The sequence below is a fragment of the Lawsonibacter sp. JLR.KK007 genome (assembly GCF_036941135.1).
Taxonomy (GTDB): Bacteria; Bacillota; Clostridia; order Oscillospirales; family Oscillospiraceae; genus Lawsonibacter.
Genome location: NZ_JAYWSY010000003.1, coordinates 25,812 through 41,509 on the forward strand (window position 1 = coordinate 25,812; position 15,698 = coordinate 41,509).

Annotated in this window: 13 protein-coding genes; 3 read left to right on the forward strand and 10 right to left on the reverse strand. The window is 62.7% G+C overall.

Annotated elements, in window-relative coordinates:
* Positions 1-41: 41 nt before the first annotated feature.
* From VV088_RS18255 to VV088_RS18280, 6 genes are all read right to left on the reverse strand, one after another.
* Complete coding sequence (locus VV088_RS18255; protein WP_334602099.1) at positions 42-2,321, reverse strand: glycogen/starch/alpha-glucan phosphorylase; 2,280 nt, start codon at positions 2,319-2,321, stop codon at positions 42-44.
* 12 nt (positions 2,322-2,333) lie between these two features.
* On the reverse strand, positions 2,334-3,848 hold the full coding sequence (gene malQ / locus VV088_RS18260) for a 4-alpha-glucanotransferase (protein ID WP_334602856.1): 1,515 nt from the start codon (positions 3,846-3,848) through the stop codon (positions 2,334-2,336).
* Positions 3,849-3,910: 62 nt separating this feature from the next.
* Entirely contained in the window at positions 3,911-4,918 is a 1,008-nt protein-coding gene (locus tag VV088_RS18265) for a LacI family DNA-binding transcriptional regulator (RefSeq protein WP_334602100.1), read from the reverse strand.
* 65 nt (positions 4,919-4,983) lie between these two features.
* Positions 4,984-5,841: a carbohydrate ABC transporter permease gene (locus VV088_RS18270; RefSeq protein WP_334602101.1), complete on the reverse strand. Its 858-nt coding sequence runs from the start codon at positions 5,839-5,841 to the stop codon at positions 4,984-4,986.
* Positions 5,841-6,713 (reverse strand): carbohydrate ABC transporter permease, encoded by an 873-nt coding sequence (locus tag VV088_RS18275; RefSeq protein WP_334602857.1) that lies wholly within the window; start codon positions 6,711-6,713, stop codon positions 5,841-5,843. Before VV088_RS18275 ends, VV088_RS18270 begins: the two co-directional genes overlap by 1 nt.
* 190 nt (positions 6,714-6,903) lie before the next feature.
* Positions 6,904-8,196: an ABC transporter substrate-binding protein gene (locus VV088_RS18280; protein WP_334602102.1), complete on the reverse strand. Its 1,293-nt coding sequence runs from the start codon at positions 8,194-8,196 to the stop codon at positions 6,904-6,906.
* A gap of 351 nt (positions 8,197-8,547) precedes the next feature.
* Between VV088_RS18280 and VV088_RS18285 the strand changes: the two genes are divergently transcribed.
* The 3 genes from VV088_RS18285 to VV088_RS18295 are packed head-to-tail and all read left to right on the forward strand — an operon-like array spanning position 8,548 to position 10,959.
* Positions 8,548-9,174: a cytidylate kinase-like family protein gene (locus tag VV088_RS18285; RefSeq protein WP_334602103.1), complete on the forward strand. Its 627-nt coding sequence runs from the start codon at positions 8,548-8,550 to the stop codon at positions 9,172-9,174.
* Positions 9,174-9,896 (forward strand): gamma-glutamyl-gamma-aminobutyrate hydrolase family protein, encoded by a 723-nt coding sequence (locus VV088_RS18290; RefSeq protein ID WP_334602104.1) that lies wholly within the window; start codon positions 9,174-9,176, stop codon positions 9,894-9,896. The genes VV088_RS18285 and VV088_RS18290 overlap by 1 nt, the downstream gene beginning before the upstream one ends.
* A 16-nt stretch (positions 9,897-9,912) precedes the next feature.
* Positions 9,913-10,959 (forward strand): M15 family metallopeptidase, encoded by a 1,047-nt coding sequence (locus VV088_RS18295; RefSeq protein ID WP_334602105.1) that lies wholly within the window; start codon positions 9,913-9,915, stop codon positions 10,957-10,959.
* Positions 10,960-11,002: 43 nt separating this feature from the next.
* Here the strand turns inward: VV088_RS18295 and VV088_RS18300 are convergent, their stop codons facing one another.
* From VV088_RS18300 to VV088_RS18315, 4 genes are all read right to left on the reverse strand, one after another.
* Positions 11,003-11,458: a threonine/serine exporter family protein gene (locus VV088_RS18300; RefSeq protein WP_334602106.1), complete on the reverse strand. Its 456-nt coding sequence runs from the start codon at positions 11,456-11,458 to the stop codon at positions 11,003-11,005.
* Between the two features lie 18 nt (positions 11,459-11,476).
* A complete protein-coding gene (locus VV088_RS18305; RefSeq protein WP_334602107.1) occupies positions 11,477-12,238 on the reverse strand; it encodes a threonine/serine exporter family protein in 762 nt (253 codons plus the stop codon).
* A gap of 459 nt (positions 12,239-12,697) precedes the next feature.
* Entirely contained in the window at positions 12,698-13,804 is a 1,107-nt protein-coding gene (locus tag VV088_RS18310) for a M20/M25/M40 family metallo-hydrolase (protein ID WP_334602108.1), read from the reverse strand.
* A 59-nt stretch (positions 13,805-13,863) separates the two neighbouring features.
* The gene (locus tag VV088_RS18315) at positions 13,864-15,453 is read right to left on the reverse strand and encodes an AbgT family transporter (RefSeq protein WP_334602109.1); all 1,590 of its coding nucleotides are present in this window, start codon (positions 15,451-15,453) and stop codon (positions 13,864-13,866) included.
* Positions 15,454-15,698 lie beyond the last annotated feature (245 nt).

Here is a 15,698-nt window from a genome sequence, read left to right on the forward strand (position 1 = left end):
GCGTCCCGTGTTTGCGGGACGCGCGTTTTCAATACAGGCGGTTATTTCAGCTTCCAAATATCCTTGTTGTACTGCTCGATGGTCCGGTCGGAGGAGAAATACCCCGATTTGGCGATGTTGACCAGCATCTTCTTCGCCCAGGCCCGGCGGTCGCCGTAGTCCTTCAGGCACCGCTCCTTGGCGGCGATGTAGTCCTCCACATCCAGCAGGGCCATGAACCAGTCCTTGTACTTCATGTCGCGCCACAGGGCGGACAGCTCCGCCGGATCGCCGATGGCCAGCAGCTCGGGGGAGACGATGAAGTCCACCAGCCCCTCCACCGCCGGACGGTGGTAGTAGTCCAGGGGGCGGTAGGCGCGGCCGTCGGGCTCGCCGCCCTGGTACAGGCCGATCACCGTGTCGCTGTGCTGGCCGAAGGTGTAGATGTTCTCCTCCCCCACCAGCTGGGCGATCTCCACGTTGGCCCCGTCCAGGGTGCCCAGAGTGACCGCGCCGTTGGCCATGAACTTCATGTTGCCGGTTCCGCTGGCCTCCTTGGAGGCCAGGGAGATCTGCTCCGAGATGTCGCAGGCGGGGATGAGCCGGGCGGCCCAGGTGACGTTGTAGTTCTCCACCATGGCCACCCGCAGCCAGGGCCGGACCTGGGGGTCCTGCTTGATGAGCTTTTGCAGGCAGAGGATCAGGTGAATGATCCGCTTGGCCATGACATAGGCGGGGGCGGCCTTCGCGCCGAACAGGACGGTCACCGGCCGCTCGGGCAGCTTGCCCCCCTTGATCTCCAGATACTTGTGGATGATATACAGGGCGTTCATCTGCTGCCGCTTGTACTCGTGGAGCCGCTTGACCTGGATGTCGAAGACGGACTGGGGGTCCAGCTCAATGTGCTGAACGGCCCATAGGACGCGGCACAGCTGGTTCTTATTGTGCTGCTTCACCTCCAGCAGGCGGTCCAGAACGGCTTCATCCTCCTGGAAGTCCAGCAGCTTCTCCAGCTTGCGGGCGTCCTGCCGCCAGCCGGCGCCGATGCAGTCGTCGATCAGGGCGGTGAGCTGGGGATCGCAGGCCTCCAGCCACCGGCGGAGGGTGACGCCGTTGGTTTTGTTGTTGAATTTCTCCGGGTAAATGTCGTAAAAAGGCTTCAGCTCGGAGTTTTTCAAAATCTCGGTATGGAGAGCGGCCACGCCGTTGACAGAGAAGCCGCAGTGGATGTCCATGTGGGCCATGTGAACGCGGTCCTGCCCGTCGATGATGGCGACCCGGGGATCGGGATGGGCCTCCTTCATGCGGCGGTCCAGCTCCTGGATGACGGGCACCAGCTGGGGGGCCACCTTCTCGATAAAGGACAGGGGCCACTTCTCCAAAGCCTCGGCCAGGATAGTGTGGTTGGTGTAGGCGCAGGTGCGGCGGACCTGATCCAGGGCGGCGTCAAAGGACAGGCCCTTGGCGGTGAGCAGCCGGATCAGCTCGGGGATGACCATGGAGGGGTGGGTGTCGTTGATCTGGATCACCACATGGTCGGCCAGGGTGTCGGGGGCGTACCCCCGGCTCTCCAGCTCGGAGAGGATCAGCTGGGCCCCGGCGGACACCATGAAATACTGCTGATACACCCGGAGCAGCCGCCCCGCGTCGTCGCTGTCGTCGGGGTAGAGGAAGGAGGTCAGCCGGTGGGCGATGTCCCCCTTGTCAAAGTCGATGCCCACCCAGGGGGCGGAAGCGGGCTCGGCCACGTCGAAGAGGTGGAGCCGGTTGGCGCACTGGTTGTTGGCTCCGGGAATGGCGATGTCGTAGAGCACCGCCTTCAGGTCGAAACCGCCGAAGGGGACGTCGAAGGTGCACCCGGTGGGGATGAGCCAGCTGTCCGCCTCCATCCAGGGGTCAGGGACCTCGGTCTGGCGGTTGTGGTCGAATTTCTGCCGGAAGAGGCCGTAGTGGTAGTTCAGGCCCACGCCGTCGCCGGGCAGGCCCAGGGCGGCGATGGAGTCCAGGAAGCAGGCGGCCAGACGGCCCAGACCGCCGTTGCCCAGGGCGGGCTCCGGCTCCATGGACTCGATGACACCCAGGTCCCGGCCCAGGTCGGCCAGCAGGGCGCGGACCTCGTCGTGGAGTCCCAGGGCCAGCAGGTTGTTGGACAGGAGCTTGCCCATGAGGAACTCGGCGGAGAAATAGTAGAGCTTCCGTCCGCCTGACGGAGCGGGGCGGTCCTGAGCCAGCTGGCGGGTGAGGATCAGCAGCGCCTCATAGAGCTGGTGATCGTCGCACTGGTCAGGGGCGCAGCCAAAGCGCACCTGGGTGGTCTGAAAGAGCTGTTCTTTCAACTGCATAAAAACACATCCTTACTGTTTGGATTTCCTGGTTTTTGGAGCCTTGGGCAGCCGCTGGTATACCCGCATCTCCCGGTACAGGCGCTTGGAAAGCGTTTCGTCAAAGGCGCCGGGCAGGGCTCTCCACTGCCAATTATTCCCTAAGGTGGAGGGGATATTCATCCGGGCCTCCGAACCCAGCCCCAGCAGGTCCTGGAACTGCATCACCGCCAGGTCGGCGGGGGAGGCCCAGGCGGAGCGCATCATGCCCCAGTGGTAGCCCTCCCGCTTGGACAGGCGGAGATACGCCTTGGCGTAGGACACGTCCTTCTTGGGAGCGGAGGCCATCCAGCCCATGATGGTGTCGTTGTCGTGGGTGCCGGTGTAGACCACGCAGTGGGTGGGGTAGCGGTGGGGCATATAGTCGCTCTCCGCGTCCCGGCTGTCAAAGGCGAACTCCAGCACCTTCATGCCGGGATAGCCCGAATCCTTCAGCAGCTTGCGCACCGAGGGGGTGAGGAAGCCCAGGTCCTCAGCGATGATATCCTTTTTGCCCAGAGCCCTGTTCACCGCCTTGAAGAAGGCGATGCCCGGACCAGGCTTCCACTTGCCGTTGCGGGCGGTGGTGTCCCCGTAGGGGATGGCGTAGTAGGAGTCGAAGCCCCGGAAGTGGTCGATGCGCAGGGTGTCGTACAGCTGGAATTGGAAGGAGATCCGCCGCAGCCACCAGGCGTAGCCGTCCTCCTTCATGGCCTCCCAGTCAAACAGCGGGTTGCCCCACAGCTGGCCGTCGGCGGAGAAGCCGTCGGGGGGACAGCCGGCCACCTCGGTGGGCAGACCGGTTTCGTCCAGCTGGAACTGGTCCGGGTTGGACCATACGTCGGCGCTGTCCCCGGCCACGTAGATGGGCAGGTCCCCCAGAATGGACAGACCCAGGCCGTTGGCATACTTCTTCAGCGCCCGCCACTGGCCGAAGAAGAGGTACTGCACCGCCTTCCAGAAGGCGACCTCTCCAGACAGCCTGGTCCGGGCCCGGTCCAGCGCGTCGGGCCTGCGCAGGCGCAGCTCCTCCGGCCACTGGAACCAGGACAGGCCGTTGTGCTCCCCCTTGAGGGCCATAAACAGGGCGTAATCCTCCAGCCAGTCCTTCTGCTCCTCACAGAAGGCGGCGAAATCGGGCCGGTCCTGGGCCAGAAGGCGGGCGCAGGCCTTGTGCAGCACCGGGTATCGGGTGACGTACAGCGTTCCGTAATCCACCCGCTCCGAGTCGCTGCCCCAGTCCAGGTTCCGGTATTCCTCCGGCTCCAGGAGGCCGTCCTTGGCCAGCAGGTCCAGGTCGATGAAGTAGGGGTTTCCGGCAAAGGAGGAGAAGGACTGGTAGGGGGAATCGCCGTAGCTGGTGGGTCCCAGAGGCAGGACCTGCCAGAGGGACTGCCCCCCCGCAGCCAGAAAGCTGGCGAAGCGGTAGGCGTCCTCCCCCAGTGTGCCGATGCCGCAGGGGGAGGGCAGGGAGGAAATGGGCATTAAGATTCCTGCTTTTCTCACGATGGAATCACCTTTTTCTGTTAAAATAAAGTATGACAAAGGGCCGCCAGCGGCGGCCCTTGCGGTCAGGAAAGCCGGGCCACGCTCTCCCCCTCGATCAGCTGGAAGGGGACCAGCTCGTGGACAGGAGGGCTGTTGCGGGTAATGCCCCGGAGCAGGGCATCCACGCCCCGTTCCGCCAGCTGCTGGGTGTCCTGGCGGACGGTGGTCAGCCGGGGCAGGGAGTATTGTCCGATGGTGATGCCGTCGTAGCCCATAACGGAGATGTCCTCGGGGACCCGTTTTCCCAGGTCCCGCAGGGCCCGCATGGCGCCCAGGGCGGTGACGTCGCTGACGGCAAAGATGGCGGTCAGGCCGGGGCAGCGGTCCAGCAGCACCTTGGCGGCGGCGTAGCCGTCTTCCAGGGAGTAGCGGCATGGCTCGCACTGGCGATCCCCGTCAAAAGGGAGGTCCAGCTCCTGGCAGGCCTGCAGGCAGCCCAAATAGCGGCTGTGGCCGATCTGGAAGCAGGACCAGTTGCCCCCCAGCATCCCGATGTGCCGGTGGCCCTGTCCGGCCAGAAAGCGAACCGCCTGACGGGAGGCCTCCCGGTCGTCAGTGGTGATGGAGGAGAGGTTGTCAAAGCCCAGGTCCCCGGCGGTGTTGGTCAGCAGCACGCAGGGCACCGTGATGCCCTGAAAGGCGGCCTGAAACAGCTCCCGGTCGCCGCCCAGGAAGAGGATGCCCATGGGGCGGCGCTCCCGGCACAGCTGAAGGGCGTAGGCCACCTCGTTGGCGTCCTCGTCCAGGTAGTAGACGTCGGCGTCCTGTCCGGCGTCCCGCAGCAGGGACTGGAGCCTTTCCACCAGATCGGCAAAGAGCATGTTCATGGTGCCCTTGACGATGATGGCGATGCTGGAGCTGGCCTGCTGCTTCAGGTGCTTGGCGTTGTTGTTGGGCTGAAAGCCCTGCTCCTCCACCACCGCCATGACCCTGCGGCGGGTCTCGTCGCTGACGTCGGGGTGGTCGTTGAGCACCCGGGACACGGTGGCCACACCGCACCCGGACAGCCGGGCGATATCCTTGATGGTCACATCGTATCCCTTCTCTCTAGGTTGGTTATTTTAGCACATTTCAGGCGGAAACGCAAGTCCCAAGCTCAGCCCTTCACCGCGCCGGCGGCCACGCCCGCAATGATGTGCTTCTGGCAGGTGAGGTAGAACACGATGACAGGGATGATGGACAGCAGGATCAGGGCCATGGTCGCGCCCAGGTCCACAGTGCCGTAGCTGCCCTTCAGATACTGGATGTGGATGGGGATGGTGCGGTATTTGGTGATGTTCAGGACCAGGGAGGGGAGCAGATAGTCGTTCCACACCCACATGATTTCCAGGATGCCTACAGAGATCATGGTGGGCTTGAGCATGGGCAGCACCACCGAGAAGTAGGTGCGCAGGGGTCCGCAGCCGTCAATGGCGGCGGCCTCCTCGATCTCCAGGGGGATGGATTTGACGAAGCCCACGAACATGAAGATAGCCAGTCCCGCGCCGAAGCCCAGGTAGACGATGGGGATGGTCCAGGGGGTGTTCAGCCTCAGGGTGTCGGCGGTCTTGGACAGGGTGTACATGACCATCTGGAAGGGGACCACCATGGAAAACACGCACAGGAAGTAGACCAGCTTGCAGAAGGCGGAGTTCACCCGGGCGATGTACCAGGCGGCCATGGAGGTACACAGCAGAATCAGGGCGGTGGACAGGATGGTGATAATCACACTGTATTTCACGCTGTCGAGGAAGGGGTAGTTGCCAAAAGTCATGCCGGTGACAAAGTTGGACATGCCCGCCCACATGTCCCCGAAGGGCAGGGCGAAGGTATCCGTTTTGACAAAGGTGTTCAGCTTAAAGGAGTTGATGACCACAGCCGCCACCGGCAGCACGTAGATGACGCAGATGACCGCCAGGACCACAGACAGCACCATTTTCCGGCGTGATTCGGCGGAGAGAGCTTTTTTGTTCATTACTGCTGTACCTCCTTTTTGCGGGTATAGCCCAGCTGAGCCAGACCCATTGCGGCGACCAGGATGAAGAAGATCACGGCCTTGGCTTGAGCGGTGCCCTTGGCGGTGGCGCTGGCCATGTTGAAGGTGTTGAAGATGTTCAGGGCCAGCATCTCGGTGGTCTTGATGGAGGTGCCGCCGGGCTGGATGATGAAGGGCTGGCCGGCGGTGAGGGCCAGGTTCTGGTCGAAGAGCTTGAAGCCGTTGGTCAGGGACAGGAACATGCAGATGGTGATGGAGGGCATCACATTGGGGATGGTCACCTTGAACAGGGTCTGCCAGCGGGTGGCGCCGTCGATGCGGGCGGCCTCCAGCATCTCGCCGGGAACGTTCTGAAGTCCGGCGATGTAGATGATCATCATATAGCCGATCTGCTGCCAGCACATGAGGATGATCAGGCCCCAGAAGCCGTATTTCGTCTCCATCAGGATGGAGGTGGACCAGCGGCTGAGCACGCCGTCAAAGATCATGGACCAGATGTAGCCGAGCACGATGCCGCCGATCAGGTTGGGCATGAAGAAGACGGTGCGGTAGAGGTTGCTGCCCTTGATGCCCTGGGTCAGGGCGTACGCCACGGCGAAGGCCAGCACGTTGATGAGCACCAGGGACACCACGGCGAACAGGGCGGTGTACCCGAAGGCGTAGCGGAACGAGGCGTCCTGGAAGGTGCGGATATAGTTGCCCAGGCCGACGAACTGGGCGTCGGAGGTGGTCTGGAACTGGCACAGGGACAGCCAGATGCCCCAGAGGAAGGGCCACACAAAGCCGATGGTGAAGGCAATGATCACCGGGCCCAGGAACAGCGGGCTCCACATCCGAGTGGCACGGCGGATAGAGCTGCTGTTGGAGATCCGCTTCTTTTTCAAGTCGATCAACTCCTTTTTCATTTGTAGGGGCGCACAGGGTGCGCCTGTCGGAACGGCGGGCGGACCATGTCCGCCCCTACATACGGACGGAAGCAATGGCGGGGCGGGCGCATTACCCGCCCCGGCCTGATGTCAAAGGGTGCTGTTCTCAGAAAACTCAGCCGTTGATGGCCTGATACTGGGTGGCCCAGCCGTCGACAAAGGCGGTGCGGACCTGCTCCCAGTTGGCGTCGGACTGGGCGTTGTTGTACTGGTTCAGGGCGGAGACCAGCGAGGCCCGGTAGGCTTCCACGTTGGGCTGGAAGTTGGTGGCCCAGTTCATCACATAGCAGCCGTTGGCGGTGTACTCGTCGGCGGCGGCCAGGAAGCCGTTGGTGGACTCAGCCGCCTGCTTGTAGGGCATGACGCCAAAGGTGTCCACCAGCTTACGGGAGGCGTCGGGGTCGGTGACACACCAGACCATGAAGTCCATGGTGGCCTGCTGGTCGGCCTCAGAGGACTTGGCGTTGATGGCCCAGCAGTTCTCGGTGCCGCAGTTCAGGCCGGCCTTCTCCTCTCCGGCCACGCCGCAGTAGTAGGGGATCATGGTGGCGTTGGGGACGGCGTCCTTCACGCCCTCATACTCCCAGGAGCCGTTGACATAGAAGACGGCCTTGCCGTCCTTAAACTCCTGCGCGGCGTCGTGACCGCCGGTGGCCAGCTCGGTGGAGGGGACGGTGCTGTTGTTGATGCACAGGTCATAGAGGTTCCGGAAGTTGTCCATATACTTGCCGGAGATGGTGGGGGGACACTCGGTCCAGATGGAACCCTCCTGCTCGTAGTAATACTCCAGGTTGGCCATGTGGCCGGTAAAGCGCCAGGAGGAGTTGCCGTCCATGTCGGAGGAGGTAAAGGCGTCGAAGCCCAGGGTGGCGGCGTTGGCGTGGATATCCTCTGCCACGGCCTTCAGGGAGGCGAAGTCCTTGATCTCATCCATGGAGTGGCCGGCCTGCTGCACCAGGTCAGGGTTGACAATGATGCCGTAGCACTCGTAGCAGTAGCCGATGGAGACCAGCTTGCCGGTCTCGTCGTAGAGGTTGTAGGCGTCGGTATTCAACTCGTTGGCGATGGCGGAGCCGGTCAGGTCCAGGGCGTAGTCCTTCCACTGGGCCACGCCGTCCTGGTTGCCGATGACGAACAGCGTGGGGGGCGCGGACTTATCCATCTCCGCGATGAGGGTCTGGCTGTAGGTGCCGGAGGCGGCGGTGACCACCTGGACCGGTACGCCGGTCTGCTCGGTGTAGGTGGCGGCAATCTCCTGCAGGACGCTGTCAGACTCGGGCTTGAAGTTCAGCCAGTAGACGCGGCCGGAGGCGTCGGTGGTGCTGTCCTTGCCGCCGCAGCCGGCCAGCAGGGTCAGGGACATGGCGGCACTGAGCGCCAGGGCCAGGATCTTTTTGTACGTGCGCATTTCATTATCCTCCTAAACGAAAATTTTGTTCCTCTGGATCGGCTGGAAACGTTACTGGTGACGTTACCGGTAACGTTTCCGGCTAACCTGATTATAATAATACTCACGTTCCGCCCAGGATGCAAGTATAATTTGAGTATTTTGCCCAACTTTGGCGGGTTGTAAAAAAGCGAGTCCCCATTTTTGGCGGATATTACCAAAGATTTCCTTGGTACCCCGATTTTTTTCCGGCAGAGAGCAGTTTGCCGTTGTTTTTTTTGCCGGGGTGTATTATACTATACGCAGAGAAGTGTTTCCCTGCGGAGCCGGTTTGATCCCTGCTCCGCCCATCTCAATCGGGAGGTGTGATTGATGAGTAATTATGTGATCTCCATCAGCCGGGAGTTTGGCAGCGGAGGCCGCCTGATCGGAAAGCGGCTGGCCGCCCAGCTGGGCATCCCCTGCTACGACCGGACCATCATCCAGAAAACCTCGGAGAAGAGCGGGCTTTCCCCCGACTTCATCGCCCGGGCGGAGGAACGGGCCCGCAGCCGCTTCCACCTGTCCATCGCACCGGCGGGCATCGGGACTCCCGCCCTGGCTCATCAGGGCGTGCCCGTGAGCCACCAGGCATTTTTTGCCCAGGCGGAGGTCATCCGTGAGCTGGCCGATGAGGGTCCCTGCGTCATTGTGGGCCGGTGTTCCGACTATGTGCTGGGAGAGCGGCCCGAGTGCCTGAAGGTCTTTGTCCACGCCGACATGGCCAGCCGGGTGGAGCGGTGTGTGGATGAGTACCACATTCCCTCGGAAGACATGGAGAAGCGGATCGTCCAGATGGACAAGGGCCGGGCCAACTACTATAATTACTATACGGGGCACATCTGGGGGGATATGCGGCGCTACGATCTGACCCTGAACTCCGGCATAATTGGAGTGGAGGGGGCGGTGAGCCTGATCGTTGCTCTGGTGAAGGCGCGGGCCGCCCAGGACGGGCAGTGATGTACATGAACAGGCTGACCATACAGGTGTCCGGCGAGACGGGGCGCACCGACAACTACTGTGCCGCCATCCGGGGCGCCGGCGGAGAGCCGGTGGCCGGATACTGTTCCGCCCCCGACCTGCGCTGTCATGGGCTGCTGCTGTGCGGCGGCGGCGACATTGAGAGCGCCTGGTACGGCCAGGAGGACCGGGGGTCTCAGCCGCCGGACCGGGCCCGGGACCGGGCGGAGCTGGAGCTGTTCCGCGCCTTTTACGAGGCGGGCAAGCCCATCCTGGGCATCTGCCGGGGGATGCAGCTGATCAACGTGGCCCTGGGCGGCACCCTGGTTCAGGACCTGAGGCCGGAACAGCGCCCCTTTCACGTCGGCAAGGCGGACACGGTCCATCCCATCCGGAGCGCGGAGGACTCCATCCTCCACCGGCTCTACGGGCCGCTCTTCCAGGTGAACAGCGCCCACCACCAGGCGGTGGACGCGCTGGGGCGGGGCCTGCGGGCCTCGGCCTGGGCGGAGGGCGGCTTCCCGGAGGCCGTCGAGCTGGCGGAGCGGTCCATCCTGGGGGTCCAGTTCCATCCGGAGCGGATGTCCTTTGGTCGCCGCCGCCTGGATACGGTGGACGGCGCCGCTATTTTTTCCTGGTTCCTCGGCGCCTGCGGCGGGGACGCCCATGCGTTCCTCCTCCAGCAGGGAGCTATATCGGAACCCAACCGTTGCGTTACATAAGAAAGGATCTAAGACCATGCACAAATTTACCATTCGGCGGTGCCTGCGGCTGCTTTTAGCGGCAGCACTTTGCTTTGGAGCCCTGACCTTCACCGGTGCAGCGGACGGAGCGGAGGAGCTGGTCCGTCCAGCAGCAGAGCCGGTGCTGACGACGCTGGAGGAGGCCGAGGACCCCGCCCAGCCAGAGGAGGAGATCGATCCGGTCCAGGCGGCGGAGATGGAGGCCCGCCAGAAGGAGGCGGCCAGACTGCTGGCCCAGAAGGGGCTGACCAAGCAACAGAAGGAGGCCCTCAGTTCCCGTATGGGGAAGGACGAGTCCCTCTTCCGGCTGCTGAAGGAGGGGGAGCTGACCCGGGCGGATCTGGTGTATCTGTCCCTGCCCAACGGCCGGTTTGACCGGCTGGACCGGTACAGCGCCTGGGCGGCGGAGCACCCCAAGGACGGCGCAGAAGAGGTCGTCCTCCAGGTGAACATGGACCAGGATCAGGGGTTCTACAGCCTGATCTGGGAGACCGCCGATCCCTCCAGTCTGACCGTTCTGGTGAATAAGCACTACACCCTGCCCGCCGGCTATGTGCCCAAGCTGGAGGCGCTGGGCAGCCGCTACGGGTCGGGCTCTCTGCAGCCGGAGGCGGCGGCGGCCTTCCGGGCCATGGCGGACGCGGCCCGGGAGGACGGCATCTCTCTGCGCAGTGTGTCGGCCTACCGCTCCTACGCCACGCAGAAGAACACCTATAACCGATACTTAAAGCAGAATAAGCAGGCCACGGTGGATACCTTTTCCGCCCGGCCCGGCCACTCGGAGCACCAGACCGGTCTGGCGCTGGACATCAATGTGGCCAGCACCAAGGCCCACTTTGAAAATACCCCCGCCTTCGCCTGGCTGAAGGAGCACTGCGCCGGGCATGGCTTTATCCTCCGGTACGACCTGGGGAAGGAGGCGGTCACCGGCTACCGGTTTGAGCCCTGGCACTACCGCTATGTGGGGGTGGAGATCGCTCAGGCCATTATGGAGCAGGGAATCACCTACGAGGAGTATGTGGCGCGCCAGCCGGTGTGGTAACGAGAAAAGGAACCGGCCATCCTGACAGCAGGATGGCCGGTTTTCATCGTTTGACGGATCGCAGGCGGTACAGATAGGGGTACGCCGCCCGGAACAGGGAGGAGGTCAGCATTGCGCCCACCGCCAGCGCCGCCGCCATGCCGAAGGTGTGGAGCAGGGTGGACAAAAAGCGGGAGACGTCCCCGGCGACGCAGTAGCTCATGGCGTAGTAGATGCCTCCGCCGGGCACCAGGGGCAGCAGCGCGACCAGCAGATAGCCGGTCACCGGACAGCGGCGGATTCGGGCCATGACCTCCGAATACACCCCGATGGCCGCCGAGGCCAGGAACGCGGCAAATATGGTGCTCCCGCCCAGCAGGTAGATCAGCCAGCCCAGCGCTCCGCCCACGCCGCAGATCAGCTTGCCCATGCCGTGTATGTTGAACACCAGAGAAAAACCCACGCAGGCCAAACAGGCGCAGACGCAGGGCAGGATGTAATCCGTCCAGATCAGGATCATCGGTCTCCGCTCCTTCCCTTACAGCATCTCCACCAGTCCCAGCCCCAGGGCGGAACCGATGGCGATGGCCGCCGCCGTCAGAATGGACTCGGCGGCCCGGCTCAGGCCGGAGATGATGTCTCCGGCCATGATTTCCCGCATGGCGTTGGTCAGAGCCATGCCGGGCACCAGCACCATCAGGGTGCCGATGGTCACCGTATCCAGGCTGTTGCCCAGCCCGATCTGCACCAGCGCCAGGGACAGCAGGGAGGCCAGCGCGCTGCAGAAGGCGGTGCGGAAAAAGCTGTTGGAACCGATGAAGCGGCTCCCGTACAGCAGACAGATCCCGACGGCCAGACCGCCGGTCATAGCGGCCAGCGCGTCGGTCACGCCGCCGCCGAACAGAGGAGAAAAGAAGGCGGGGGCGATCCCGTAGCCCATCAGCACCTGCCAGGCGGCATACTTGGGGGAGCCCTTCACCGTGGCGGACAGCAGCTCCTGGGCCTTGTCCACCGAGGGGGGCTGGGTGCAGAGCTGGCGGCACAGGGCGTTGCACCGCTCCAGCAGCTCAATGTTTGTGCCGTGGCTGCCAATGCGGCGCATCCGGGTGATGGGGTGGCCCTCCGGCGTGGTGACGCTGACGATCACACAGTTTGGGATGGCGAACACCTCCGGGGACTCCAGCCCGTAGGCCTGAAGCAGCCGGCGCACCGACTCCTCCACCCGGTAGATCTCCGCTCCGCTGGACATCAGCTGGCAGCCCAGCTCCACCGAGATATTCAGCAGCTTGTCATAATCCATGGCGTTCCCTCCCGATGCTCTAGGATACAACGTTTTGCACCGGAATACAATCCCTAAAAAACAAAATTGTGAAAAATGTCCGCCGCACAGAAACGGCAAACCGCCCCGGCGGACAGCCGGGGCGGTTTGTCTGTGTGTGTTGTAAAAGGAGAGGGAGAAATGGGAGATACATGTTGTAGCTTGGCTACGGGTGTTATCATAAGGGATAAATACGGCAATTTCATGACATTGCCGTGAACTTTTTGTAAACTCCAAATTCCGTCCGTAAACGGCAAGCCGCCCCGGCCATACGACCGGGGCAGCTTGCCTGTGTGTTGTAAAGGAGAGAGAAAGGAGATACATTTCATTCACTTGACTACGGTACTATCATAGAATATGAATGCGGCTAAATCATGACGGGGGAATGAACTTTTTGTGAACATTCGCGGACGATTTTCCCCATTGCTCCCCAATCCGCCCTTATTGGACGGCAATCGCCAGCACCAGGGCGGCGGTGTCCTCCAGATTTTTGACGGTGATCTCCTCCTGGACGGTGTGGACCTTGGCCATGCCGGTGCCCAGCACCAGGGCCTTCAGGCCGTGGGCGCTCATGTTGTTGGCGTCGCTCCCCCCGCCGCTGGCGGCCAGGGAGGGCTCCAGCCCCGCCTTGCGGCAGGCGGCCATCAGCTGCTGCACAAAGGGGTCGTCCTCGGTGTAAGAGTAGGCGCTGTAGGCCTTGGTCAGACCGCCCTCCAGAGTGGCGCCGTACTTATCGCAGGCGGCCTGGAGGCAGTCCATCATATGCTGGCCCTGGGCCTCCAGCTTGTCGTCCCGGCGGCTGCGGCACTCGCCCACCAGCTCCGCCCGCTCGGGGACGATGTTGGTGGCGTACTGGGCGGAGATGGTGCCGATGTTGGCGGTGGTCTCCTCGTCAATGCGCAGCAGCTTCATGTTGGCGATGGCCTCGCACAGCACCTGCACGGCGCTGATCCCCTCCTCGGGGGCTACGCCTGCGTGGGCCCGGCGGCCGATGACGGCGGCGCTCAGTTTATACTGGCCGGGGGCGGCGGTGATGATCTTCCCTGCGTCGCCGCTGCTGTCCAATACGGCGGCCTTCTTGGCGGTGACGCGGCTGTAGTCCATGTGGCGGGAGCCCCGCAGGCCCACCTCCTCGCAGACGGTGAACAGAGCCTCGATAGTGGGGTGGGGCAGGTTCTGCTCCACGATGGTGCGCAGAACCTCTACAATGGCGGCGACGCCCGACTTGTCATCCCCGCCCAGCACAGTGTCCCCGCTGCTGCGGATAACGCCGTCCTCAATAACGGGCTTCACCCCCACGCCGGGGACCACGGTGTCCATGTGGGCGGCGAAGAGGATGGGCTCCCCCTCGGCGGTGCCGGGGAGGGTGCAGTACAGGTTGCCCGTCTCGCTGCCCGTCTGCTCGCCGCTGTTGTCCACATAGACCTGGCAGCCGATGGCCTTCAGGTCCTCCGCGACCCGGGTGGCCATGGCCCCCTCGTGGGTGCTTTCGCTGTCAATCTGCACATAGTCTAAAAAGGTGCTCAGCAGGCGTTCTTTGTTGATCATGGGAAAAACCTCCTTTAAAATTAGAAAGGGCGGCCGATGGCCGCCCTCAGGGTCCAGGGTTAGACGCCGTAGAACAGACCGGTGTCGATGCCGATGGGCGGGAAGCCGCCGGTAGCCTGGGATACCGCCAGCCAGATGATGAGCAGGATGGTCCAGAAGATCAGGAAGGCGATGGAGTAGGGCAGCATGGTGGCGGTGATGGTGCCGATGCCGGCCTTCTTGTCATAACGCTGGGCAAAGACCACAATAACGGCAAAGTAGGTCATCAGCGGGGTGATGACGTTGGTGCAGGAGTCGCCAATGCGGTAGGCCAGCTGAGACAGCTCGGGGCTGTAGTCCAGCAGCATGAACATGGGGACAAACACTGGGGCCAGGATGTTCCACTTGGCGGAGGCGGAGCCCATGAACAGGTTCATGAAGGCAGAGAACAGCACAAAGATGACCATCAGCGGAATCAGACCGATGTTGATGGAATCCAGGAAGTTGGCGCCGTTCAGGGCGATGATGGTGCCCAGCTTGGTGTACTCAAAATACTTGATAAACTGGGAGGAGACAAAGGCCAGGGCCAGGAAGGAGCCCATGGTGGCCATGGCCTTGGACATGGCGTTGCACACCTCACGGTGGTCCTTAAAGGTGCCCACGGTCTTGCCGAAGGCTACGGCGGGCAGGAAGAACAGCAGGGCGATGAGGACCACGATGCCGTCAATCAGGGGGGAGGCGGGACGGCCCAGCAGGGCGCCCTTCTCGTTCCGGAAGAAGGAGTTGGCGGGGATGCAGCAGGCGATGACAATCACGACGAAAATCAGCGCCACGATGCCGGCCCGGCGCAGGCCCTTGCGCTCAGCCTCGGTGATGGTGGTGAGGGACTCGTCCTCCTCGCCCAGCAGCTCGCCGCCGAAGGTCTCCAGCCGGGGCTCCACAATCTTGTCGGTGACAAAGGTGCCCACAATGGTAATCAGGAAGGTGGATACGAACATGAACCAGTAGTTGCCCATCACCTGAACATGGTAGTTGGGGTCAACGATGGACACGGCGGTCTGGGTGATGCCGGCCAGCAGGGGGTCGGTGGTGCCCACCAGCAGGTTGGCGGAGAAGCCGCCGGACACGCCGGCAAAGGCGGCGGCCAGACCGGCCATGGGGTGGCGGCCATAGGCCCGGAAGACCATGGCGCCCAAGGGAATCAGCACCACGTAGCCCGCGTCAGAGGCGATGTTGGACATCACGCCCAGGAACACCACCACCGGGGTGATAAGGGACTTGGGGGTGGCCTTCACGGTCTGCTTCAGCAGGGCGGTGATCAGGCCGGACTGCTCGGCCACGCCTACGCCCAGCATAGCCACCAGCACCATGCCCAGAGGGGCGTAGGAGGTGAAGTTGCTCACCGCGTGGGAGAAAATATAGGCCAGGCCGTCCTTGGTCAGCAGGCTGACGGCGGTGACGGTGGTTTCAGCCATCTCGCCGTTGGAGATCAGCTTGCCGGTGGCGGAGACGCCAACCGCGGCGCAGATGGCAGAAATGACGATGATGAATAGACAAAAGAGGGCAAACAGCGCGACGGGGTGAGGAAGCTTGTTGCCTACAGCTTCGATGCCATTGAGCCAGCGGTTATAGGCGCTGACCTTCTGAGGCGCGTCGTGTTTCTTTGACATTAATTTCTCTCCTTCAAACCTTCAAAAATGTTGTGTCCCGGTGTGTTTCTATGACGTACAGTCTGGAGTGAAAAAAACAACCTCCTTCCCCGCTTTTTCCACTGATATGCGGGACATAGCCCGCACATTGTACCATGCAGCGGGGAGAAAAGCAAGCAAAATGACGAGGAAAAACGAGGCTGATTTTTGGGCATTCGTCGTTTTGCATAAAATGGTGGAGAGCTGGAATGTGTCCGCATAATATG